This is a genomic window from Cupriavidus oxalaticus, assembly GCF_038900635.1.
Taxonomy (GTDB): Bacteria; Pseudomonadota; Gammaproteobacteria; order Burkholderiales; family Burkholderiaceae; genus Cupriavidus; species Cupriavidus oxalaticus_B.
Genome location: NZ_JAYMRX010000009.1, coordinates 190,004 through 210,647, shown reverse-complemented (window position 1 = coordinate 210,647; position 20,644 = coordinate 190,004). Strand labels below are relative to the sequence as shown.

Genomic DNA, 20,644 nt, shown 5'->3' with positions numbered 1-20,644 from the left:
GCGCCATGGCATATTCCTTCGATTTCACCTCGATCAACCCCAGCACGCTGCACGTGCTGGGCGAGGGCATGATGGTCTCGCTCAAGATCACCGTCACCGCGGTGGTGGTCGGCATCATCTGGGGCACCATCCTGGCGATGATGCGGCTGTCGTCGTACAAGCTGCTGAACTGGTTCGCGCAGGGGTACGTGACTATCTTCCGCTCCATCCCGCTGGTGATGGTGCTGTTGTGGTTCTTCCTGATCATTCCGCAGGTGCTGCAGGGGATCTTCAACCTGTCGCCCGCGACCGACCTGCGCATGACCTCGGCGCTGGTGGCGTTCGCGCTGTTCGAGGCGGCGTACTACTCCGAGATCATCCGCGCGGGGATCCAGAGCGTGTCGCGCGGGCAGATGTTCGCGGCGCAGGCGCTGGGCATGACCTACGGGCAGTCGATGCGGCTGGTGATTTTGCCGCAGGCGTTCCGCAACATGGTGCCGCTGCTGCTGACCCAGGGCATCATCCTGTTCCAGGATACGTCGCTGGTGTACGTGAGCGCGCTGGCTGACTTCTTCGGCCAGGCCTACGGCATCGGCGAGCGCGACGGGCGTATCGTCGAGTTGCTGCTGTTCGCCGGCCTGGTGTACTTCATCATTTGTTTCTCCGCTTCGCTGCTGGTCAAGCGTTACCAGAAAAAGGTGGCTGTATGATCGAAATCAACAATGTTTCCAAGTGGTACGGCTCCTTCCAGGTGCTGACCGACTGCACCACCAAGGTTGCCAAGGGTGAAGTGGTGGTGGTGTGCGGACCGTCGGGTTCGGGCAAGTCCACGCTGATCAAGACCGTCAACGCGCTGGAGCCGTTCCAGAAGGGCGACATCCTGGTCGACGGCACCTCGGTGGGCAATCCCAAGACCAACCTGCCCAAGCTGCGTTCGCGCGTGGGCATGGTGTTCCAGAACTTCGAGCTGTTCCCGCACCTGTCGATCACCGAAAACCTGACCATCGCGCAGATGAAGGTGCTCGGCCGTTCGAAGGACGAGGCGATGGCCAAGGGCATGAAATACCTGGAGCGCGTGGGCCTGAAGAGCCAGGCGGAGAAGTACCCCGGCCAGCTGTCGGGCGGCCAGCAGCAGCGCGTGGCGATCGCGCGCGCGCTGTCGATGGACCCGATCTGCATGCTGTTCGACGAGCCGACCTCCGCGCTGGACCCGGAAATGGTCAACGAAGTGCTGGACGTGATGGTGCAACTGGCGCAGGAAGGCATGACCATGATGTGCGTGACCCACGAAATGGGCTTCGCGCGCAAGGTCGCCAACCGCGTGATCTTCATGGACCAGGGCAAGATCGTCGAGGATGCCGACAAGGAAGAGTTCTTCGGCGATATCGAGCACCGCTCGGAGCGCGCCAGGCAGTTCCTGTCGAAGATCCTGCATCACTGAACGGACTGCCAGCCATATGAAAAGGGACGCCTCGGCGTCCCTTTTTCCTTTATGCCGGATGGCTCAGGTGCAGGCCGCTCAGGTACACGCCGTATTGGCGGCGTTCTTGGCCTGGACTTCGGGCGGGATCGGCACGGTCAGCGTCATCACCGGACGCCCGTGCTCGAACATGATCAGCTCGCCCGGGGCGAACTGGGTCCAGGTTTCGTTGTCGGTCAGCGGGGCGGTGGCGATCACGGCAACGCGGTCGTCCGGCGTGGTCACCTGGGCAAAGTCGATCGACAAGTCCGCGTCGATCAGGTGCGCGGTCGAGAACGGCCACTCCCGCACGATGTAGTACAGGCGGGTGGAGCAGTGGGCAAACAGGGCCTGGCCGTTGCTCAGCAGGTAGTTGAACACGCCATGCAGCGTGATATCGCGTGTGATATCGGCCAGCGCATGGCCCAGTTCATTCAGCGGCGGTTGCGACCCCGGAAAGCGCTTGCGCAGGCCTTGCATCAGCGTGCAGAAGGCCAGTTCGCTGTCGGTATCGCCCACCGGCTGGTACACGCCCGACAGGAACGGCGAGAAATTCAGCAGGTCGCCGTTGTGGGCAAAGATCCAGTGCCGGCCCCACAGTTCGCGCATGAACGGGTGGCAGTTCTCCAGCAGCACCGTGCCCTGCGTCGCCTTGCGGATATGCGAGATGACGTTCTTGGACTTGATCGGGTAGCGCTTGATCAGGTCGGCCACGGGCGAGGTGCCGGCGGACTGGTTGTCGATGAACAGGCGGCAGGCCTTGTCTTCAAAGAAGGCGACGCCGAAGCCGTCGGCGTGGTGGTCGGTCACGCCGCCGCGGGCAGCGAAGCCGGTGAAGGAGAACGTCACGTCGGTCGGCGTGGCGCAGTTCATGCCTAGCAACTGGCACATATCGGGGCACCGGTCGGCAGCGGGCTGCCGCTTTGCAATAGAATGCAGACATTATCCCGCGCGCCCGGGCCGCTGCCAAGCAACCCGCGGGCGCTCCAGCGCGGTGCCAACGGCGCCACCATACCTGCTAGCAATCCCGAGAACGATGAGCCAATACAAGATTGCCGTGATTCCCGGAGACGGAATCGGCACGGAAGTCATGCCCGAGGGCATACGCGTGATGGACGCCGCGGCGCGCCGCTTCGGCATCGATTTCCAGTGGGATCACTTCGATTTTTCCAGCTGCGACTACTACGCCCGCCACGGCAAGATGCTGCCTGACGACTGGTTCGACACGCTGGTCAAGTACGACGCCATCTACTTTGGCGCGGTCGGCTGGCCCGATACGGTGCCCGACCACGTCTCCCTGTGGGGTTCGCTGCTGCAGTTCCGCCGTTCCTTCGACCAGTACGTCAACCTGCGCCCGGTGCGGCTGATGCCAGGCATCAGGAGCCCGCTGGCGGGCCGCCAGCCCGGCGACATCGATTTCTATGTGGTGCGCGAGAACACCGAGGGCGAGTACTCCAGCATTGGCGGCCGCATGTTCCCGGGCACCGACCGCGAGATCGTGGTGCAGGAAACGGTGATGAGCCGCACCGGCGTCGACCGGATCCTCAAGTTTGCCTTCGAGCTGGCTCAGAAGCGGCCCAAGAAGCACGTGACGTCGGCTACCAAGTCCAACGGCATCTCGATCACGATGCCGTACTGGGACGAGCGAGTCGAGGCAATGGCCGCGAATTACCCCGGCCTGAAGGTCGACAAATACCACATCGACATCCTGACCGCCCATTTCGTCCAGCATCCGGACTGGTTCGACGTGGTGGTCGCCAGCAACCTGTTCGGCGACATCCTGTCCGACCTGGGGCCGGCCTGCACCGGCACCATCGGCATTGCGCCGTCGGGCAATATCAACCCGGACCGGACCTTCCCAAGCCTGTTCGAGCCGGTGCACGGCTCGGCCCCGGACATCGCCGGGCGCGGCGTGGCCAACCCGATCGGCCAGATCTGGTGCGGTGCCATGATGCTGGAACACCTGGGCCATGACGAGGCCGGCGCCGCCGTGCTGGGCGCGATCGAGAAGGTGCTGGCCGCCGGGCCGGAGCATGCGCCGCTGACGCGCGATATCGGCGGCAAGGCCGGTACCGCCGACCTGGGCCGCGCCATCGCGGAGGCGCTGTGAGCGCCGCGTTCGCGGGGGACGCCCGCGCACTGCTGCTCGAGACCTTCCACGCCGCCGTGGCGGCGGCCGATCCGCTGCAGATCGTCGCGCAGCACCTGCCGCCGCCGCACGCCGGTGGCCGCACGCTGGTGGTGGGCGCCGGCAAGGCCGCCGCATCGATGGCCGCGGCAGTCGAGCGCGCCTACGCAGGCAAGGCTACGCTGGAAGGGCTGGTGGTCACGCGCTACGCGCACGGCATGCCGACCGACCATATCCGCGTGATCGAGGCCGGCCACCCGGTGCCGGACGAGTCGGGCGAGCAGGCCGCGGCGGAGATCCTGGCCGCGGTGCAATCGCTGACGCCGCAGGACCGGCTGCTGGTGCTGGTCTCGGGCGGGGGTTCGAGCCTGCTGTCGCTGCCGGCCGAGGGCATTCCGATGGCCGACCTGAAGGCGACCACCAGGGAATTGCTGCGCTGTGGCGCGCCGATCACCGACATGAACTTCGTGCGCAAGCACATCTCGCGCATCCAGGGCGGCCGGCTGGCGCAGGCGAGCCAGGCGCCGGTGACCACGCTGATCGTCTCCGACGTGGCCGGCGACGATCCCAGCGCGATCGCCTCGGGCCCGACCGTGGCCGACCCCAGCACCTTCGACGACGCGCTGCAGATCCTGCGCCGCTATGGCGCGCAAGTGCCGGCCAGCGTGCAGTCGCACCTGGAACGCGGCGCGCGCGGCGAGGTGGCCGAGACGCCCAAGCCTGGCGATCCCTTGTTCGACCGGGTCGACAACATCATGATCGCGACCGCCCACGGCAGCCTGGAAGCCGCCGCGGCGCTGTTCCGCGCACGCGGCATCACGCCGGTGGTACTGGGTGACACGGTAACGGGCGAGGCGCGCGAAGTGGCGCGGGTTTATGCCGCGCTGGTGCGCGAGATTCGCGCGTACAATGCGCCGTTCGCCACGCCCGTGGCGCTAATTTCCGGAGGTGAGTGCACGGTCACTTTGCCGGCCGGCGGCGGCGCGGGCAAGGCGCGCGGCGGGCGCTGCTCGGAGTTTCTGCTGTCGCTGGCGGTCGAACTGGCAGGCATGCCCGGCGTGCACGCGATCGCGGCCGACACCGACGGCATCGATGGCTCGGAAGACAACGCCGGCGCGCTGGCCGACCCGACCACGCTGGCGCGCGCCGAAGCCGCCGGCCTGCCGGGCCAGCGCCAGCTCGACGTGCACGACGCCTGGGGCCTGTTCGACGCCATCGGCGACCTGGTTGTCACCGGACCCACGCGCACCAACGTGAACGATTACCGCGCCATCCTGATTCTCTGATCCTGAAAAAGCGCCCGCTGCCGTCCTCCGCGGCGGGCCCACGCAAGCCATGACCCAGAAGCTCACCATCACCCGCCCGGACGACTGGCACCTGCACCTGCGCGACGGCGCGGCGCTGGCCGCCGTACTGCCCGACACCGCCCGCCAGTTCGCGCGCGCGATCATCATGCCGAACCTGAAGCCCCCCGTGACCACGGTGGAGCAGGCGCAGGCTTACCGTGCCCGCATCCTGGCGGCGCTGCCGGCCGGCATGCAGTTCGAGCCGCTGATGACGCTGTACCTGACGGACAACACCAGCCCCGAGGAAATCGCCGCGGCCAAGGCCAGCGGCTTCGTGCACGGCGTCAAGCTGTACCCGGCGGGCGCCACCACCAACAGCGACGCCGGCGTGACCGATATCCGCCGCTGCTACGCCGCGCTGGAAGCGATGCAGCGCGAAGGCCTGCCGCTGCTGGTGCACGGCGAAGTCACCGATCCGGCCATCGATATCTTCGACCGCGAGGCCGTGTTCATCGACCAGGTGATGACGCCGCTGCGCCGCGACATGCCCGAACTGAAAGTGGTGTTCGAGCACATCACCACCAAGGACGCCGCCCAGTACGTGCTGGAAGCCAGCGGCCCCGTCGGCGCCACGATTACCGCCCACCACCTGCTGTACAACCGCAACGCGATCTTTACCGGCGGCATTCGCCCGCACTACTACTGCCTGCCGGTGCTCAAGCGCGAAACCCACCGCGAGGCGCTGGTCGCGGCAGCCACCTCCGGCAATCCGCGCTTCTTCCTGGGCACCGACAGCGCGCCGCACGCGCGTGGCCTGAAGGAACACGCCTGCGGCTGCGCCGGCTGCTATACCGCGCTGCACGCGATGGAGCTGTACGCCGAGGCCTTCGACGCCGCCGGTGCGCTGGACAAGCTGGAAGCCTTCGCCAGCTTCAACGGCCCGGCCTTCTACGGCCTGCCGCGCAACACCGGCACGCTGACGCTGGAGCGCGAAGACTGGCAATTGCCGGCCGAACTGCCGTACGGCGACACCACGCTGGTGCCGCTGCGCGGCGGCGAAACGCTGCGCTGGAAGGCGCGCTGACCGCTGCGGCGTTGCAAGCCGGAGCAACCGCGGCGGGCGAATCCTTCGCCGCCGCGCTGGCCGCGATCGACTGGTCCCGGCCATGGTTCCAGCCCTTTGCCGCGCGCGGCGCAGCGCTGGCCGCGGCAGTGCATCGCGGTGCCGACCTGCGCGCACTGCTGAATGCCGAGTCTGGCGCGCTGGACCTGCGCAATGCGCGCGGCCTGCCGCTGCGCTTTGTCCCGCAGCAGGCCTTGTCCGAAGGCAGCGCCTACGAAACGCGTATCGACGCCACGGGCGAAGTCCCGACGCGCGACAATCTCCACGATTTCTTCAACGCGCTGGTCTGGCTGCATTTCCCACAGGCCAAGCGCGTGCTCAATCACATCCAGGCCACGGTGATCGCGCGCGAAGGCGTGCGGACCGCGCGCGGCGGCGTACGCGACGCGGCCACGCTGTTCGACGAAAACGCGGTGCTGTTCCTGAGCGCGTCCGACGAACATGCCGAAGCGCTGCGAGGATTTGCCTGGCAGCGGCTTTTTGTCGCGCAGCGCCATGCGTGGGACGCCGCGTGCAGGGTCGTGCCGTTCGGCCATGCACTGCTGGAAAAGCTGGTGCGGCCGTACAAGGCCGTGACCGCGCATGCCTGGACGCTGCCGCTGGTGCCGGGTGGCGCGCTGGATACTCTGGATAAGGCAGTGATGCTGTCGCTGCAAGCGGCGGCTGCAGCCGGCACACTGCGCGGCGGCCGTTGCTTCGCGCCGCTGCCCGTCATGGGAATCCCGGGATGGTGTAACGACAACGCCTCGCCGGATTTCTATGCCGACACCACGGTGTTCCGGCCGGGGCGCGTGCGGGATTTACGCCGGCAACCCGATTGAATCGGTGTTAGACTGCGGCCCGCAAAGCAGGCCAGGCAACCGCTGCCTGCACCGCAAGGTGCAGGGGGAGGAAAGTCCGGACTCCACAGGGCAGGGTGTTGGCTAACAGCCATCCACGGCAACGTGCGGAATAGGGCCACAGAGACGAGTCTTGCCGCCGGGTTCGCCCGGCGGGAAGGGTGAAACGCGGTAACCTCCACCTGGAGCAATCCCAAATAGGCAGGCGATGAAGCGGCCCGCTGAGTCTGCGGGTAGGGAGCTGGAGCCGGCTGGTAACAGCCGGCCTAGAGGAATGGTTGTCACGCGCCGCTGGCCGCAAGGCGGGCGGTGTGCACAGAATCCGGCTTATCGGCCTGCTTTGCTTCAGTCTTCTGCATGACCCGGCGCCCGCGCGGGCGTACCGGGTCTGCAAACTTCCATCCGGCTTTTTCAGCCTTCGACGATTTCCATCGTGTGCGTGATCTCGGCCGTCTTGGCCAGCATGATCGACGCCGAGCAGTACTTCTCGTGCGACAGCTTGATCGCGCGCTCGACCGTGGCGGGGTTGAGATTCTTGCCGGTCACCACAAAATGGAAGTTGATGCGGGTGAAGACCTTGGGATCTTCGCTGGCGCGCTCGGCCTGCAGCTGCACGCTGCAGCCGCGCACGTCCTGGCGGCCGCGCTTGAGGATCAGCACCACGTCATAGGCGGTGCAGCCACCGGTGCCGACCAGCACCATTTCCATCGGCCGCGGCGCAAGGTTATGGCCGCCGCCTTCGGGGGCGCCGTCCATCGCAACGATATGGCCGCTGCCGGTCTGGGCCACGAAGCTCATGCCGTCGGCACCCATCCATGTCACTTTGCATTCCATTTTGTTCGTTCCTGTCGTTTGTCTTGTGGTATTGCGATCACAATCGCGTGATCTCGCATCTTGCAATTCTCAGTATATGGCATCGTCAAGTTCGGGTCCGGGATGCCGATATCCTTAGGAAATCCGAGGGTTTCCTCTAATGTGACGGCTCTGTGACGACATCGTTTTGCACCTAAGATGTTGTTTGAAAAGGGAATTTGTGCGCGGAAGGGAGGTGGCATGTCTTTCCGTAATACGAAATCGCATTTCGCAGTACAAATTTCCCTTGCATCCGGGAAAACCCCATGTATAATTCCAATCATTGAACGACGGCGCTGACAGCGCGCCAGAGTGCGAAAGCGAAGCCCCCCGGCAACGCCAGCCGCACCGCCCGCAGCTCCCCCGTCGATCTCCAAGTGTCTCCTCCACCCTCCTCCTTTGGTGGATTCAAACCCAAGCTAAACCAGCTTGGGTTTTTTTTCGTCCGTGCGCGGACGCGGATCCCACGCCACCGCAGCGGCGTGGCGCATGCTGCCCGCGCAGGCAATTCGTGGCGACGATCTTGACGAAAACCTCAGTCTTTGCTTGTGCCACCCCGACAGCCGCCATTATAATCGTGGGCTTTTCCGTCATGCCCGCGGGAAAGAGAAGCAGCATCCGGCCAGTCTCAGGACAGGCCACAAGACTTGCAGGGGCGAGCACAAGCCTTCGCGAGTCGGATTTCGGGCACGAACTAATAGTCAGGAAAAATCATGAAGACCTTTTCCGCCAAGCCTCATGAGGTAAAGCGCGACTGGTACGTGATTGACGCGACGGACAAAGTCCTCGGCCGTGTCGCCAGCGAAGTGGCACGCCGTCTGCGCGGCAAGCACAAGCCGGAATTCACTCCGCACGTCGACACGGGTGATTACATCATCATCGTCAATGCAGCCAAGCTGCGTGTCACGGGTACCAAGGAAACGGACAAGAAGTACTATCGCCATTCGGGTTACCCGGGCGGTATCTACGAAACGACGTTCGGCAAGATGCAGCAGCGTTTCCCGGGCCGTGCCCTGGAGAAGGCTGTGAAGGGCATGCTGCCGAAGGGTCCGCTGGGCTACGCGATGATCAAGAAGCTGAAGGTTTACGCCGAAGCCGAGCATCCGCACGAAGCGCAGCAGCCCAAGGCGCTGGAAATCTAAGGAGGCCAATCCATGATCGGTAACTGGAATTACGGTACTGGCCGCCGCAAGAGCGCTGTGGCTCGTGTCTTCATCAAGTCGGGCAAGGGCGACATCGTCGTCAACGGCAAGCCCATCAAAGAGTATTTCGCTCGCGAAACCTCGCTGATGATCGTGCGCCAGCCCCTGGAACTGACCGCCCACGGCGAAACGTTCGACATCAAGGTCAACGTGACCGGCGGTGGCGAAACGGGCCAGGCCGGCGCAGTGCGCCACGGCATCACCCGTGCCCTGATCGACTACGATGCGACCCTGAAGTCGGCCCTGTCGAAGGCTGGCTACGTCACGCGCGATGCACGTGAAGTCGAGCGTAAGAAGGTCGGCTTCCACAAGGCGCGTCGTCGCAAGCAGTTCTCGAAGCGCTGATGCGTTTTCGCGGTTCCGGTCCAGCCGGATGCCGCGAAATCCAAAAAAACCGCACGCCTGCCGTGCGGTTTTTTTTCGCCTGTTCCCTGCGGATTCATGTTCGGCTGCCGAAATAGCGGTTGGGACCACCAGACTTTTGTGGGGTATGTGCCGCGCGCGGATACAATCACGCCCTGTCGCCATCGGCAAGCCGTCTGCCATGGCGACGCGCCCCGGGCCCGGCGGCCCGGTACGAACGAGAGAGGAGTGAGAGCGATGTTGTTTTCGAAGAAGAAGGGCCTTTCGATCGATACGCTGATCGGCGCAGACACCGCCATCGACGGCGACCTGATGTTTTCCGGCGGCCTGCGCCTGGACGGGCGCGTGCGCGGCAATGTCACCGCGGCGCCCGGCAAGCCGAGCATGCTGGTGGTCAGCGAGAAGGGCATGGTCGAAGGCGAGATCAGCGTCGGTCACCTCGTGCTCAACGGCACAGTCAAGGGTCCGGTGCAAGCGAGCGACCTGCTGGAACTGCAACCGGAGGCCCGCGTGCTGGGCGACGTGCGCTACGCAGCGCTGGAGATGCACCAGGGCGCGCTGGTCGAAGGGCGGCTGGTCCCGCTGGCACAAGGCGCGGCCGGTGAAATCAAGGCGTTGCCCAACGTGGTCGATGCGGGACCGGTGACCGAAGTTACGGAAACGCCGCCCGGCGACGATGCGGCGGCCAAGGAAACTCCGGCGGACACCGCCAGTCCCACGGAAAAGGCCGCCTGAGCGGCCTGCCACACGCCCGAAACCCTTGAAAACAAAGGGGTTCGGCACGATCTTCCAGTAGCGCTTAGAATACAGGCGTATCTAAACAGGAGAACACCCCATGAACGCAGTCGCAGAGGCACCCGTTACCGAGGACGTGCCGGCACCGTTCGTCTTTACCGACAGCGCCGCCGACAAGGTCAAGCAGTTGATCGAGGAAGAGGGCAATGCCGAGCTGAAACTGCGCGTGTTCGTGCAGGGCGGCGGCTGCTCGGGCTTCCAGTACGGCTTCACCTTCGACGAGGAAGTCAACGAAGACGACACCACCATGGTCAAGAACGGCGTCACCTTGCTGATCGATTCGATGAGCTACCAGTATCTGGTCGGCGCCGAGATCGACTACAAGGAAGACATCAACGGCGCCCAGTTCGTGATCAAGAACCCGAATGCCTCGACCACCTGCGGTTGCGGCTCGTCGTTCTCAGTCTGAGCGGTTCCGGCCTCAAAAAACGCACCTTCGGGTGCGTTTTTTGTTTTGGGATGGTGGCTACTGGCCGGCGCGCCAGACCACCGGAAACCAGTCCTCGCGCAAACGCTCGCCGGTCTGCTGGCCGATGCCGGGAAACGGGGGCGAGGTACGTCCCGGCCGCTGCAGGAAGCGCACGTCGTCCCCAAGAAAGCGTGCCGAGAATGCGCGCCTGCGGCCGTTGCCGGTATTGCCCGCGGCGCCGTGCACGGTGCGGAAGTCGAACACCACCGCATCGCCCGGCTCCAGTTCGGGCGCGAGCAGCGTGTGGCTGCCGTCCTCGACATCCGGCATGTCCATGAACGCACTGCCATCGTCGCCGCGGCCGGCATAGAAGCTTTCGTTGCTGGCCCAGCGCTTGGGTCGCACCAGCCGAGGCCAAAGATGCGAGCCGGCTACCACGCGCAGCGTATTGGCCTGCGTGACGGGATCCAGCGGGATCCAGTAGCTCGCGGTCTGGGTGCCGTCGACGCAGTAGTAAGGCAGGTCCTGGTGCCACGGCGTGGGCTTGGTCGTGCCAGGCTCCTTCACCAGGATATGTTCGTGGAACACCTGCACGGCCTGCGACTGCATGATGCGGCCGGCGATGGACGCTGCCGGGGACTGGCGGATAAATGCATCGAACGGCGCGATGCGCTGCCAGTTGCAGTAATCCTCGAAAAAACGCCCGCCTTCGCCGGGCCGTACGTTCTCGATGGCGAAAGGGCCGGGCTCGGCAAGGTTCTGCGCGAAACCTTCGCGCAGGGTCTCGACCCACTCCGCGAACGCGCCGCGCAGCACCAGCACGCCGTCGCGCTGGTAGGTATCGATCTGTTCCTGGGTAATTTCCATGGCGGGGCTCCGTTTAGCGATGCTCGCAGTATCGGCATCCGCCATGGATAGGAAAAGCATATATTTCCTATGGTGTGATATAGGAAAACATGATCCCTTTCTCTTTCCGCCAGCTCGAGTACTTTGTCGCCGCCGCCGAGCACGGCAGCATCAGCGCGGCGGCGCGCGCCCGCCATGTATCGCAGCCGTCTGTGTCGACCGCGATCGCACAGTTGGAGGACACGCTGGGAGAGCCGCTGTTCCGGCGTCAGGTCAGCCGTGGCCTGGCGCTGACGCCGGCCGGCCAGCGCCTGCTTGGCCGTGCGCGCGACATATTGGCGCTGGCCGCGGGCCTGACCGCCGACGAAGCGGGCGAGCGCGGCCTGAGCGGCCAGTTGTCACTGACGTGTTTCCAGGACCTGGGGCCGTATTTCGTGCCGCGCCTGCTGTCCGGCTTCCGCGAGCGGCACCCCCGGGTCTCGGTGACCCTGTTCGAGGCCGATCTCGCCACCGTGCACCGCGCGTTGCAGGCCGGCAAGGCGGAACTGGCGCTGACCTACGACCTGGGGCTGGATGCCCGCACCGAGCGCTGCACGCTTGCCCGGCTGTCACCTTACGCCTTGCTGCCCATGGGGCACGCGCTGGCGCGCAGCGCTGACGTGAGCCTGGCCGACCTTGCCGGCGAGCGTCTGATCCTCGAGGACATCCCGCAGACACGCGAATACTTCCTGTCGCTGTTCTGGGCACATGGCTTGCATCCGGCCCTGCACCAGTACACCCAGACCTTCGAGATGCAGCGCGGACTGGTCGCGCATGGCTACGGCGTGGCGCTGTCCTGCACACGGCCGGCCGGGGACCACAGCTACGACGGCATGCCGATCGCCTGCCTGCCGCTGCGCGAGCCGGTGACGCCGCAGCGCGTGGTGCTGGCGTGCTCGCCGGCCATGCGGGCGTCGCCGCTGGCGCAGGCATTCATGACGTATGTGGAGGAGGGCGCCGCCGAAGCGGAAGCCGTTCAGCGCGGATAGATCGCGCCCAGCACGCGCTGCCCGGCAGCGCCGGTCACGGCCGGCACATTGCCTGGCAGGCGCAGCGCGCACTGGCGTGCCAGCCAGGCAAAGGCGATGGCTTCCACCTGCGAGACCGGCACGCCGTAGTGTTCCGAAGTTTCGATGGCCACGCCAGGCAGCGCCAGCGCCAGCCGCGCCATCACGAAGGCGTTGCGGGCGCCGCCGCCGCAGACCACGAGGCGCCTTGCATCACGCGCGTGGGTACGCACGTCGCTCGCGATGGCCTCGGCGGTCAGCGCCGCCAGCGTCGCCTGCACGTCGTCAGGCGCGAGGTGGCCGAAAGCCTGCAGTTGGATTTCCAGCCAGCCGGGATGGAACAGGTCGCGGCCGGTGCTCTTGGGCGGCGGCGCGCTGAAGTAGGGATCCGCCAGGCACCGCGCCAGCAGCGCATCGTCGACGCGCCCGCTGGCCGCCCAGTCGCCATTGCTGTCAAACGGCAGCCCGCGGTGGCGATGGATCCAGTAGTCGAGCAGCGCATTGCCCGGGCCGCAGTCGAAGCCGCTGACTGCGCCGGTGGCTGGCAGGATGCTGATATTGGAAATGCCGCCGATATTGCAGGCGACACGGGTCTCGGCGTCGCTGCCGAACAGCGCATGATGCAGCGCCGGCACCAGCGGTGCGCCCTGGCCGCCGGCGGCGACGTCCCGGCTGCGGAAGTCCGCGACCACGTCGATGCCGGCGAGTTCGGCCAGCCGGGCCGGATGCTGGCTCTGGCGCGTGTAGCCGATGCCGTCGTACAGGCCGGGCCGGTGACGGATGGTCTGGCCGTGCGCGCCGATGGCGGCGACCGAGGCGGCTGCTACGCCCGACTCGCGCAGCAGCGTGGCCACGCATGCGGCATAGACCTCGGCCAGCGCATTGGCCGCCAGTGCCTCGCGGTGGATCTCGTCCTCGCCCGGGTGCTGCAGCGCGCCATATGCGGCGCGCAGCGCCTCGGGGAACGGTTCGCTGGCGGCGGCGAGTACCTCCGGGCGCGTGCCGCTGAAATCGACCAGCACCGCATCGGCACCATCCATGCTGGTGCCGGACATGATGCCGATATAGCGTTCGCTGCCTGGCACGGGCTGGGTCACGGTCGGCGCGTCAGTTGGAAGCGGTCAGCACGTTGTAGGCACGCAGCGCATTGATGCGGCTGAGCAGCCCGCTGGTGTAGGTCTGGAATTCCTGGCGCGACTTGCCGCTCAGCGGCGGCGATTCCATCAGCGTGATGGTCAGCGGGTTCTGCGGCACGTCGTTGAAGCGGAACTCATAGTGCAGGTGCGGCCCGGTGGCCCAGCCGGTCGAGCCGACATAGCCGATCAGCTGGCCTTGCCGCACCGGCTGGCCCTGGCGCATGCCGGCGAAACCGGACAGGTGCGCGTAGTAGGTTGAGTAGCCGTTCGAATGGCTCAGGATGACGATGTTGCCGTAGCCGTTCTGCTGGCCGACGAATTCGACCACGCCGTCGCCGGTAGCCAGCACCTTGGTGCCGGTCGGGGCGGCGAAGTCCACGCCCTTGTGCTGCGCCCAGTCATGGTGCAGCGGATGCTCGCGGCCGCCGAAGCCCGACGACACGCGCGAGAACTCGACCGGCGAACGCAGGAACGGCCGCTTCATGCTGCGCCCGTCGAAGGTGTAATAGGCGCCGGCGCCATCCTTGCTGTCTTCCGGCGAGAACCACAGCGCCTGGTGCAGCTGGTTGCGGTTGATCAGCTCGATCGCGATCACGCGGCCATTGCGCACGAAGGTGCCGTCGCGGAAGCCCGCTTCATAGATGATGCGGAAGCGGTCGCCGCTGGCGATGTCATGATGGAAGTCGATCACGCCGGAAAAGATCGACAGCATCTGCTGCACGACCTCGTCGGGCACGTTGGCCGCGTCCATGGCCTTGAAGAAGCCGGAGCCCGAGATGGCGCCCGACGCCATCTCGTAGTGCACGTCGTTGTCGACGCGCTGGACCTTGGCCTTGTAGGTGGCGGTGCCGCTGTCGGCGGCCGCGCGTACGCGCTCGATCACCAGTTCGCGCGAGGCCGCGGCGTCGCCGCCAAGGTTGGCCTGGAGCGACACCAGCATATTGCTTTCGTCGATCTCGGCCTGCACGGCCTGGCCCGGGCTCAGGCTGAACAGGCCGCGCGCGGTGGGGTTCTTGACGATAAAGGCCTGCGCATCGGGATCGTCCACGCCGAGACGGCGCAGCAGGCTGCCGATGGTGTCCCCGCGCTGCATGCGCTCTTCGCGCACGTACACGGCCTGGCTGTCGGTCAGCAGGTCGAGCTGCTCGCGCACGTCGGGCATGCGCAGGGGCTGCTCGGTGCGCGGGGCGAGCGGATCATCGAAGGCGCTGCGCGGTGCAACGCCCATCGCCGCGGCCATGCCGAGCGTGAAGATCGCGCCCACCGAGGCAGTGAGTTGCTTGCGCCGGCGCGCATGCTGGGGGTTGGTTGGGTCAACAAGAACCACCAGCTCGCGCGCGAAAACTTCGCGGAGTCTTGACCACATCACGTAAAATTCAACCTTGGTCTGAGCACCGCTGCCGGAACGATGTGTCTCGTTTGCCTTCCTCCCCCGAGGTGCGGCGTGTGCTGTTCACTTTATCGGGCCATCTGCATCGGATCGCGGCCTCGATTCGGATCGAGGCCCGCGGCAGGTGACTGATGGTGCACAGGAAAGGGTCCCGTTGGCGCCGGGAAAGGCGGATTATACCAAAATCCGCTGTTCGCGGCTGTCGGAATCTTTCCTAAAATTTCATGTATTTCAAAGACTTACGTCATGACTGAAGTTTCCACGGGCCCCGCGGCCAAATTCCCCCTGACGCCGTCGGTATTGCACGCCCTGGAGGTCTCCAAGCGTGGCTGCGACGAACTGCTGATCGAATCCGAATGGGCGCAGAAGCTGGCGCGCAGCGAGGCCACCGGCGTGCCCCTGCGTATCAAGCTGGGCCTGGATCCGACCGCGCCCGACATCCATATCGGCCACACCGTGGTGCTGAACAAGCTGCGCCAGCTGCAGGACCTCGGCCACCAGGTGATCTTCCTGATCGGCGATTTCACCTCGACCATCGGCGATCCGTCGGGCCGCAACAGCACGCGCCCGCCGCTGACGCGCGAGCAGATCGAGGCCAACGCGCAGACCTACTACCGCCAGGCCAGCCTGGTGCTCGACCCGGCCCGCACCGAGATCCGCTACAACAGCGAGTGGTGCGACCCGCTGGGCGCGCGCGGCATGATCCAGCTGGCCGCCAAGTACACCGTGGCACGGATGATGGAGCGCGACGACTTCACCAAGCGGTTCCGCTCTGGGATTCCGATTTCGGTGCATGAGTTCCTCTACCCGCTGATGCAGGGCTATGACTCGGTCGCGCTCAAGTCCGACCTGGAGCTCGGCGGCACCGACCAGAAGTTCAACCTGCTGGTTGGCCGCGAACTGCAGAAGGAGTACGGCCAGGAGCCGCAGTGCATCCTGACCATGCCGCTGCTGGTGGGCCTGGACGGCGTGGAAAAGATGTCCAAGTCCAAGGGCAACTACGTCGGCGTGACCGAGGCGCCCAACGACATGTTCGGCAAGCTGATGAGCATCTCGGACGACCTGATGTGGCAGTACTACACGTTGCTGTCGTTCCGCCCGATTGCCGAGATCGACCAGATGAAGCAGGAAATCGCCGCGGGCCGCAACCCGCGCGACTGCAAGGTGCTGCTGGCGCAGGAGATCGTGGCGCGCTTCCACAGCCAGTCCGATGCCGAGAAGGCGCTGGAAGACTTCAACCACCGCGCGCGCGGCGGCGTGCCGGACGATATCCCGGCGGTCAGCCTGGAAGGTGCGCCGCTGGGCATCGCGCAACTGCTCAAGCAGGCCAACCTGGTGCCGTCGACTTCGGAAGCCAACCGCAATATCGAGCAGGGCGGTGTCAAGATCGATGGGGCCACGGTCAGCGACAAGGCGACCAGGGTCGCCGCCGGCACCTACGTCGTGCAGGTCGGCAAGCGTCGCTTCGCGCGCGTGACGCTGTCCTGAGGCGGCGGGCATGATCGCACTGATCCAGCGTGTCGCGCAGGCCCGCGTGACGGTCGAGGGCCGCACCACCGGCGAGATCGGCGCCGGCCTGCTGGCACTGGTCTGCGCCGAGCGCGGCGACACCGAGGCGCAGGCCGAGCGGCTGCTGGCCAAGATGCTGTCGTACCGGGTGTTCCCGGATGCCGCCGGCAAGATGAACCTGCCGGTGCAGAATATGGACGGCAACGGCAATGCCGGCGGCCTGCTGGTGGTGTCGCAGTTCACGCTCGCGGCCGATACCAACAGCGGCACGCGGCCCAGCTTCACGCCGGCGGCGTCGCCGGAGGACGGCAAGCGGTTGTACGAACATTTCGTGGCGAAGGCGCGCGCGGAGCATCCGCAGGTGCAGACCGGCGAGTTCGGCGCGATGATGCAGGTCAGCCTGGTCAACGACGGGCCGGTCACGTTCTGGCTGCGGGTGCCGCCGGCCTGATGCAGATCGCCAGACTGCAGATCGCTAGACAAATCCCAAGCTGCCGAGCCCCGGCGCGGCATCAAGACAGGAGATACAAATGAAACTCTGGAGCAAGTCCTTCAACGACAACGCGCCGATCCCTGGCGAGTTTGCTTTCTGCGTGCCCGACGCCGCCAGCCACGTGGCCTTGTCGACCAACCGCAATCCCGACCTGCACTGGGAAGACGCGCCGGCCGAGACGCGCTCGTTCGTGCTGATCTGCCACGACCGCGATGTTCCCAGCAAGGGCGACGACGTCAACCAGGAAGCCCGCGAAGTGCCGGCCTCGCTGCCGCGCGTGGACTTTTTCCACTGGGTGCTGGTCGACATTCCGCCGGGCCTGAGCTCGATCGCCGCCGCCTCGCACAGCGACGGCGTGATCGCGCGCGGCAAGCCGGGCCCCGAGGCCACCGGCGGCACCGCCACCGCGGGTGGCCTGCGCCACGGCATCAACGACTACACCGGCTGGTTCGCCGGCGATGCCGACATGAAGGGCGACTACTTCGGCTATGACGGCCCGTGCCCGCCGTGGAACGACACGCTGCTGCACCACTACGTGTTCACGCTGTATGCGCTGGACATCGACCGCCTGCCGCTGGATGGCACCTTCACCGGCGCGCAGGTGCGCGACGCGATCCAGGGCCACGTGCTGGCGCAGGCCAGCCTGACCGGCACCTACACGCTCAATCCCAAGCTGGCGCAGTAAGCGGCTACAAGGAAACCGAAGGAATCGGCATGTCGTTAAGCCCCGGGCTGCAATCGCTGGCCTTTACCCACCTGATCGTAATCCGCCATGGCGAAACGGCCTGGAACCGGGAGCGCCGGCTGCAAGGCCAGCTCGATATTCCGCTGAACGAGACCGGCCGCGCCCAGGCGCGCGCGCTGGCGGCCGCGCTGGCGGGCGAGCCGATCGACGCGGTGTATTCCAGCGACCTGTCGCGGGCCATGGAAACCGCGGCACCGCTGGCCGAGGCGCTGGGGCTGCAGATTCGCCCCGACGCGCGCCTGCGCGAGCGCAGCTACGGCACGCTGCAGGGCAAGACTTACGCCGAAGTGGCCGAGGATCTGCCCGAAGACTTCGCCCGCTGGCAGGCGCGCGTGCCGGACTACGCGCCGCCGGAAGGCGAATCGCTGCTCGGTTTCCATGAGCGTACCGTCGACGCCGTGCTGGCGCTGTCGCGCCGCCACCCCGGCGAGCGTATCGCGCTGGTCGCACATGGCGGCGTGCTCGACTGCCTGTACCGCGAGGCTACCGGCATGACGCTGGAAGCGCCGCGCCAGCACGAGCTGCTCAATGCCAGCGTCAACCGGCTGCGCAGCGACAGCTCGCACCTGACGCTGGCGGCATGGGGGGATGTCAGCCACCTGGAAAACCTGGCGCTGGACGAGGTCGACCGGCGGGTCCCCTGAATCTTTGAGTATCTCTCTCCCGTCCGGCGGGAGAGGGCTTCAGACCCTCACGCGGAACGGCGTGAAGTTGGTATGCCGGTCGAAGTAGTCCTCGTTCTCCGCCCGCTTCAGGAACCCCACCACCTTGTACGTCACCGGCGTCATCACGACTTCCCAGCCGGTCTTCAGCACGTACTGCGCCACGGCAACCTGGACTACCTTTTCCAGCGGCCAGATGCCATAGAAGGCGATCACGTAGAACAGCGACGAATCCACCAGTTCGCCCGCCAGGGTCGAGCCGATCGTGCGCGTCCACAGCCACCGCCCTCCCGTCCACAGCTTCATCTTCGCCAGCACGTAGCTGTTGGTGAAACTGCCGCAGCAGAACGCGATCAGCGACCCTAGCGCGATGCGCCAGGTGTTGCCGAACACGTCTTGCAAGCTCTTCTGGTAGTCCGCCATGAACGGCGCGACCGGCATGTTCAGCACCACCAGGCTCATGAAGGTGGCGAACGCCAGCGCGGCAAAGCCGGCCCAGACCACGCGCCGGTCACGGCCGTAGCCGTAGACCTCGGTCAGCACGTCGCCGAAGATGTACGAAATCGGGAAGAACAGCACGCCGGCGCCGAAGGTCACCGTGCCGATCACGGGCAGCGTCACCTGCGCCGCCTTGGCCGCGCCGATCAGGTTCGAACACAGCAGCACGGTAACGAATGCCACCATGACGAAGTCATAGTAGCGGTAGACGCGGCCCGGTTGGGTCGTGCTGGCGGGGACGGCGGACATGGGGGCTCCCGGTCGGACGCGCTGGCGCGCGGTGTTTTGCGCGCGATTATGCCAGCGGGCCCCGCAAACTGCCGCGCCTGCGGCGGCGAGCCCAGGTGTTGCCGCGGCCGCCCGAAATGAAAATTCCCGGCCGAAGCCGGGAATTGCGCAAAGTGCGGGACCGAGTGGCGCAGCCGGGCGGCCGCGTCAGATATCCAGCTTGCTGATCTTGGAGCCGTTCACCGAGACGTCGAACATCAGGCCGGCATTGGTCTGCACGAAGGCAATCACCGGCTGCTGGCTGGTCAGGGTGTCGAGCCTGCCGTCCGCGCCGATCTTGGCCACCGCCACGTTGGCATCGGCGCCGGCGGTCCAGCCCTTGCTGGAGACAAACTTGTTGTAGGCCTCCGGGGTCATGAACATGATGATGACGGCCTTGGATTGCCCGCCGGCGGTCAGCCCCACCGAGGCCTGCGTCGTGCTGTAGTAGCCGACTGTCGCGCCCTTCGATCGCAGCGCACCTTCGCCGTATTCGCCGCCCACCACCAGGCCGGCCGAGATGACACGCGGGAACACCAGGACCCCTTGCGCGCGCTGCGCCAGGTCGCGTGCGCCGGCGTTGGCGGAGAACAGCCGGTTCAGCGCGCCGTCCACCCCGGCATCGATTTCCTGCTTCTTGGCGACCGGGTCCTTCGAGGCGCTGGTGCCGGTGGTGGTGCAGCCTGCCGCCAGTGCGGTGGCAACGAGCAGGCCCGAGCCGGCAACCCGGGTAACAAAGTGGCGACGATTCATAGGTAACCTCCTGGTGGGGAAAAGTACCGCGCCCGGCACGGTGTTTAGTTGGCTGCTGCCGCCGTCGGTGCCTTGACCGTGATGGCCACGACTTCGCGGTAGACGAGCTTGGCCATCTGCCCGCGCTTGATCTGGTTCAGGTCGATGGCGGGATCCTCGACCTTGACGGTACGCAGCGTCTCGCGCGGTCCACGGAATGTGACCAGGCGCTTGGCCGGATCGACCTTGGTGATCTCGGCGGTAACCGTGGTGGTGATCTCGCGCGCGATGCCGGGCTTGCCGCCTTCGGCGGCGCGCGTGGTGCGGTCAACCTGTTCAGCCATGGCCGTGGTCTTGCTGTCGAGCGGTTCCAGCGATGCCACCAGGGCCGCGCCTCGGGTCACGGTGACGATGTCGCCCTTGCGGACCTGGCCGAAATTCTTCGCTTCGTCGCCCGCGACCAGTTCGACCACATTGCCGCGCGGGCCTTGCACCAGCACGGCCTTGGAGGTGGGATCGATATCAATGATCTTGCCGCTGATCACGGCTTCTTCGGCGACGCCGACGGGACCCTGCGCACGCTGGGCGTTGGCGTTCCCGGCAGCCAGTAACGCGAATGCGGCACTGGCCAGGGTGGCGGCGAGAAGGGACGAGGTGGAGCGGCACAGGCGACGGCTCATGGCATTCCTTGCAGGGTCGGAAACCGGTTCACAATGATCACAATGGCGCCGCAACCGCGGGGCAACCCTTGGGCTGCCTCCTGGGCGGTCATGGGCGGGCACCAGGCAGGTGCCGATGAAGCCATTGTGGACAATGGGCCATGGGCCAGCAATCCACTTCGAAAAAATTTGGGGGGCGAGATTAAAACGTTTAATTGGCTGATGC

At 65.9% G+C, this 20,644-nt stretch carries 23 protein-coding genes and 1 other RNA gene; 16 read left to right on the top strand and 8 right to left on the bottom strand.

Annotation, left to right across the window (positions count from 1 at the left end; genetic code table 11):
• Positions 1 to 5 precede the first annotated feature (5 nt).
• A complete protein-coding gene (gltK, locus tag VSR71_RS17095) occupies positions 6 to 689 on the top strand; it encodes a glutamate/aspartate ABC transporter permease GltK (RefSeq protein ID WP_342915029.1) in 684 nt (227 codons plus the stop codon).
• Entirely contained in the window at positions 686 to 1,420 is a 735-nt protein-coding gene (locus tag VSR71_RS17090) for an amino acid ABC transporter ATP-binding protein (RefSeq protein WP_063236784.1), read from the top strand. Before gltK ends, VSR71_RS17090 begins: the two co-directional genes overlap by 4 nt.
• Positions 1,421 to 1,498: 78 nt before the next feature.
• On the opposite strand, the gene VSR71_RS17085 is transcribed toward VSR71_RS17090, so the two are convergent.
• Positions 1,499 to 2,329 (bottom strand): class II glutamine amidotransferase, encoded by an 831-nt coding sequence (locus tag VSR71_RS17085; protein ID WP_209805681.1) that lies wholly within the window; start codon positions 2,327 to 2,329, stop codon positions 1,499 to 1,501.
• Between the two features lie 145 nt (positions 2,330 to 2,474).
• On the opposite strand from VSR71_RS17085, the gene VSR71_RS17080 reads away from it, so the two are divergent.
• The 5 genes from VSR71_RS17080 (at position 2,475) to rnpB (ending at position 7,160) form a co-directional block, all read left to right on the top strand.
• Positions 2,475 to 3,548, top strand: a complete 1,074-nt coding sequence (locus VSR71_RS17080) for a tartrate dehydrogenase (RefSeq protein WP_342915028.1) — start codon at positions 2,475 to 2,477, stop codon at positions 3,546 to 3,548.
• A complete protein-coding gene (locus VSR71_RS17075; protein WP_342915027.1) occupies positions 3,545 to 4,852 on the top strand; it encodes a glycerate kinase in 1,308 nt (435 codons plus the stop codon). Before VSR71_RS17080 ends, VSR71_RS17075 begins: the two co-directional genes overlap by 4 nt.
• Positions 4,853 to 4,901: 49 nt before the next feature.
• Positions 4,902 to 5,936 carry a dihydroorotase gene (gene pyrC, locus VSR71_RS17070; protein ID WP_342915026.1) on the top strand — a complete coding sequence of 345 codons (1,035 nt, stop codon included), beginning with the start codon at positions 4,902 to 4,904 and terminating at the stop codon, positions 5,934 to 5,936.
• An 11-nt stretch (positions 5,937 to 5,947) separates the two neighbouring features.
• A complete protein-coding gene (locus tag VSR71_RS17065; protein ID WP_342915025.1) occupies positions 5,948 to 6,796 on the top strand; it encodes a DUF3025 domain-containing protein in 849 nt (282 codons plus the stop codon).
• A 23-nt stretch (positions 6,797 to 6,819) separates the two neighbouring features.
• Positions 6,820 to 7,160: RNase P RNA component class A (rnpB, locus tag VSR71_RS17060), an RNA gene on the top strand.
• A 65-nt stretch (positions 7,161 to 7,225) separates the two neighbouring features.
• Here the strand turns inward: rnpB and VSR71_RS17055 are convergent.
• A complete protein-coding gene (locus tag VSR71_RS17055) occupies positions 7,226 to 7,648 on the bottom strand; it encodes an OsmC family protein (RefSeq protein WP_342915024.1) in 423 nt (140 codons plus the stop codon).
• Between the two features lie 731 nt (positions 7,649 to 8,379).
• On the opposite strand from VSR71_RS17055, the gene rplM reads away from it, so the two are divergent.
• From rplM to erpA, 4 genes are all read left to right on the top strand, one after another.
• Entirely contained in the window at positions 8,380 to 8,808 is a 429-nt protein-coding gene (rplM, locus tag VSR71_RS17050; protein WP_010813907.1) for a 50S ribosomal protein L13, read from the top strand.
• Positions 8,809 to 8,820: 12 nt separating this feature from the next.
• Positions 8,821 to 9,213, top strand: a complete 393-nt coding sequence (rpsI, locus tag VSR71_RS17045) for a 30S ribosomal protein S9 (protein WP_018312775.1) — start codon at positions 8,821 to 8,823, stop codon at positions 9,211 to 9,213.
• A gap of 255 nt (positions 9,214 to 9,468) precedes the next feature.
• A complete protein-coding gene (locus tag VSR71_RS17040; protein ID WP_342915023.1) occupies positions 9,469 to 9,966 on the top strand; it encodes a polymer-forming cytoskeletal protein in 498 nt (165 codons plus the stop codon).
• Positions 9,967 to 10,066: 100 nt separating this feature from the next.
• Positions 10,067 to 10,435 (top strand): iron-sulfur cluster insertion protein ErpA, encoded by a 369-nt coding sequence (gene erpA / locus VSR71_RS17035; RefSeq protein ID WP_010813904.1) that lies wholly within the window; start codon positions 10,067 to 10,069, stop codon positions 10,433 to 10,435.
• A gap of 57 nt (positions 10,436 to 10,492) precedes the next feature.
• Here erpA and VSR71_RS17030 read toward each other — a convergent pair whose 3' ends face one another.
• A complete protein-coding gene (locus VSR71_RS17030) occupies positions 10,493 to 11,302 on the bottom strand; it encodes a phytanoyl-CoA dioxygenase family protein (protein ID WP_342915022.1) in 810 nt (269 codons plus the stop codon).
• 89 nt (positions 11,303 to 11,391) lie between these two features.
• Here VSR71_RS17030 and VSR71_RS17025 point away from each other — a divergent pair, with 89 nt between their 5' ends.
• Positions 11,392 to 12,309, top strand: coding sequence for a LysR family transcriptional regulator (locus tag VSR71_RS17025; protein WP_342915021.1), 918 nt, complete (start codon positions 11,392 to 11,394; stop codon positions 12,307 to 12,309).
• On the opposite strand, the gene VSR71_RS17020 is transcribed toward VSR71_RS17025, so the two are convergent.
• On the bottom strand, positions 12,297 to 13,382 hold the full coding sequence (locus tag VSR71_RS17020) for an anhydro-N-acetylmuramic acid kinase (RefSeq protein ID WP_342915071.1): 1,086 nt from the start codon (positions 13,380 to 13,382) through the stop codon (positions 12,297 to 12,299). The two genes, VSR71_RS17025 and VSR71_RS17020, sit on opposite strands and share 13 nt — an antisense overlap.
• 52 nt (positions 13,383 to 13,434) lie before the next feature.
• The gene (locus VSR71_RS17015) at positions 13,435 to 14,829 is read right to left on the bottom strand and encodes a M23 family metallopeptidase (RefSeq protein WP_342915020.1); all 1,395 of its coding nucleotides are present in this window, start codon (positions 14,827 to 14,829) and stop codon (positions 13,435 to 13,437) included.
• A 270-nt stretch (positions 14,830 to 15,099) separates the two neighbouring features.
• On the opposite strand from VSR71_RS17015, the gene tyrS reads away from it, so the two are divergent.
• The 4 genes from tyrS (at position 15,100) to VSR71_RS16995 (ending at position 18,244) form a co-directional block, all read left to right on the top strand.
• Positions 15,100 to 16,341 carry a tyrosine--tRNA ligase gene (gene tyrS / locus VSR71_RS17010; RefSeq protein ID WP_342915019.1) on the top strand — a complete coding sequence of 414 codons (1,242 nt, stop codon included), beginning with the start codon at positions 15,100 to 15,102 and terminating at the stop codon, positions 16,339 to 16,341.
• A 10-nt stretch (positions 16,342 to 16,351) separates the two neighbouring features.
• The gene (dtd, locus tag VSR71_RS17005; RefSeq protein WP_342915018.1) at positions 16,352 to 16,813 is read left to right on the top strand and encodes a D-aminoacyl-tRNA deacylase; all 462 of its coding nucleotides are present in this window, start codon (positions 16,352 to 16,354) and stop codon (positions 16,811 to 16,813) included.
• A gap of 79 nt (positions 16,814 to 16,892) precedes the next feature.
• The gene (locus tag VSR71_RS17000) at positions 16,893 to 17,540 is read left to right on the top strand and encodes a YbhB/YbcL family Raf kinase inhibitor-like protein (RefSeq protein ID WP_342915017.1); all 648 of its coding nucleotides are present in this window, start codon (positions 16,893 to 16,895) and stop codon (positions 17,538 to 17,540) included.
• A gap of 29 nt (positions 17,541 to 17,569) precedes the next feature.
• On the top strand, positions 17,570 to 18,244 hold the full coding sequence (locus VSR71_RS16995) for a histidine phosphatase family protein (RefSeq protein WP_342915016.1): 675 nt from the start codon (positions 17,570 to 17,572) through the stop codon (positions 18,242 to 18,244).
• 39 nt (positions 18,245 to 18,283) lie between these two features.
• Here the strand turns inward: VSR71_RS16995 and VSR71_RS16990 are convergent, their stop codons facing one another.
• The 3 genes from VSR71_RS16990 to VSR71_RS16980 form a co-directional block, all read right to left on the bottom strand.
• Entirely contained in the window at positions 18,284 to 19,009 is a 726-nt protein-coding gene (locus VSR71_RS16990; RefSeq protein WP_342915015.1) for a queuosine precursor transporter, read from the bottom strand.
• Positions 19,010 to 19,195: 186 nt separating this feature from the next.
• Positions 19,196 to 19,780 (bottom strand): BPSL1445 family SYLF domain-containing lipoprotein, encoded by a 585-nt coding sequence (locus tag VSR71_RS16985; protein WP_342915014.1) that lies wholly within the window; start codon positions 19,778 to 19,780, stop codon positions 19,196 to 19,198.
• A gap of 44 nt (positions 19,781 to 19,824) precedes the next feature.
• Complete coding sequence (locus VSR71_RS16980) at positions 19,825 to 20,439, bottom strand: hypothetical protein (protein WP_428979421.1); 615 nt, start codon at positions 20,437 to 20,439, stop codon at positions 19,825 to 19,827.
• Positions 20,440 to 20,644: the final 205 nt, after the last annotated feature.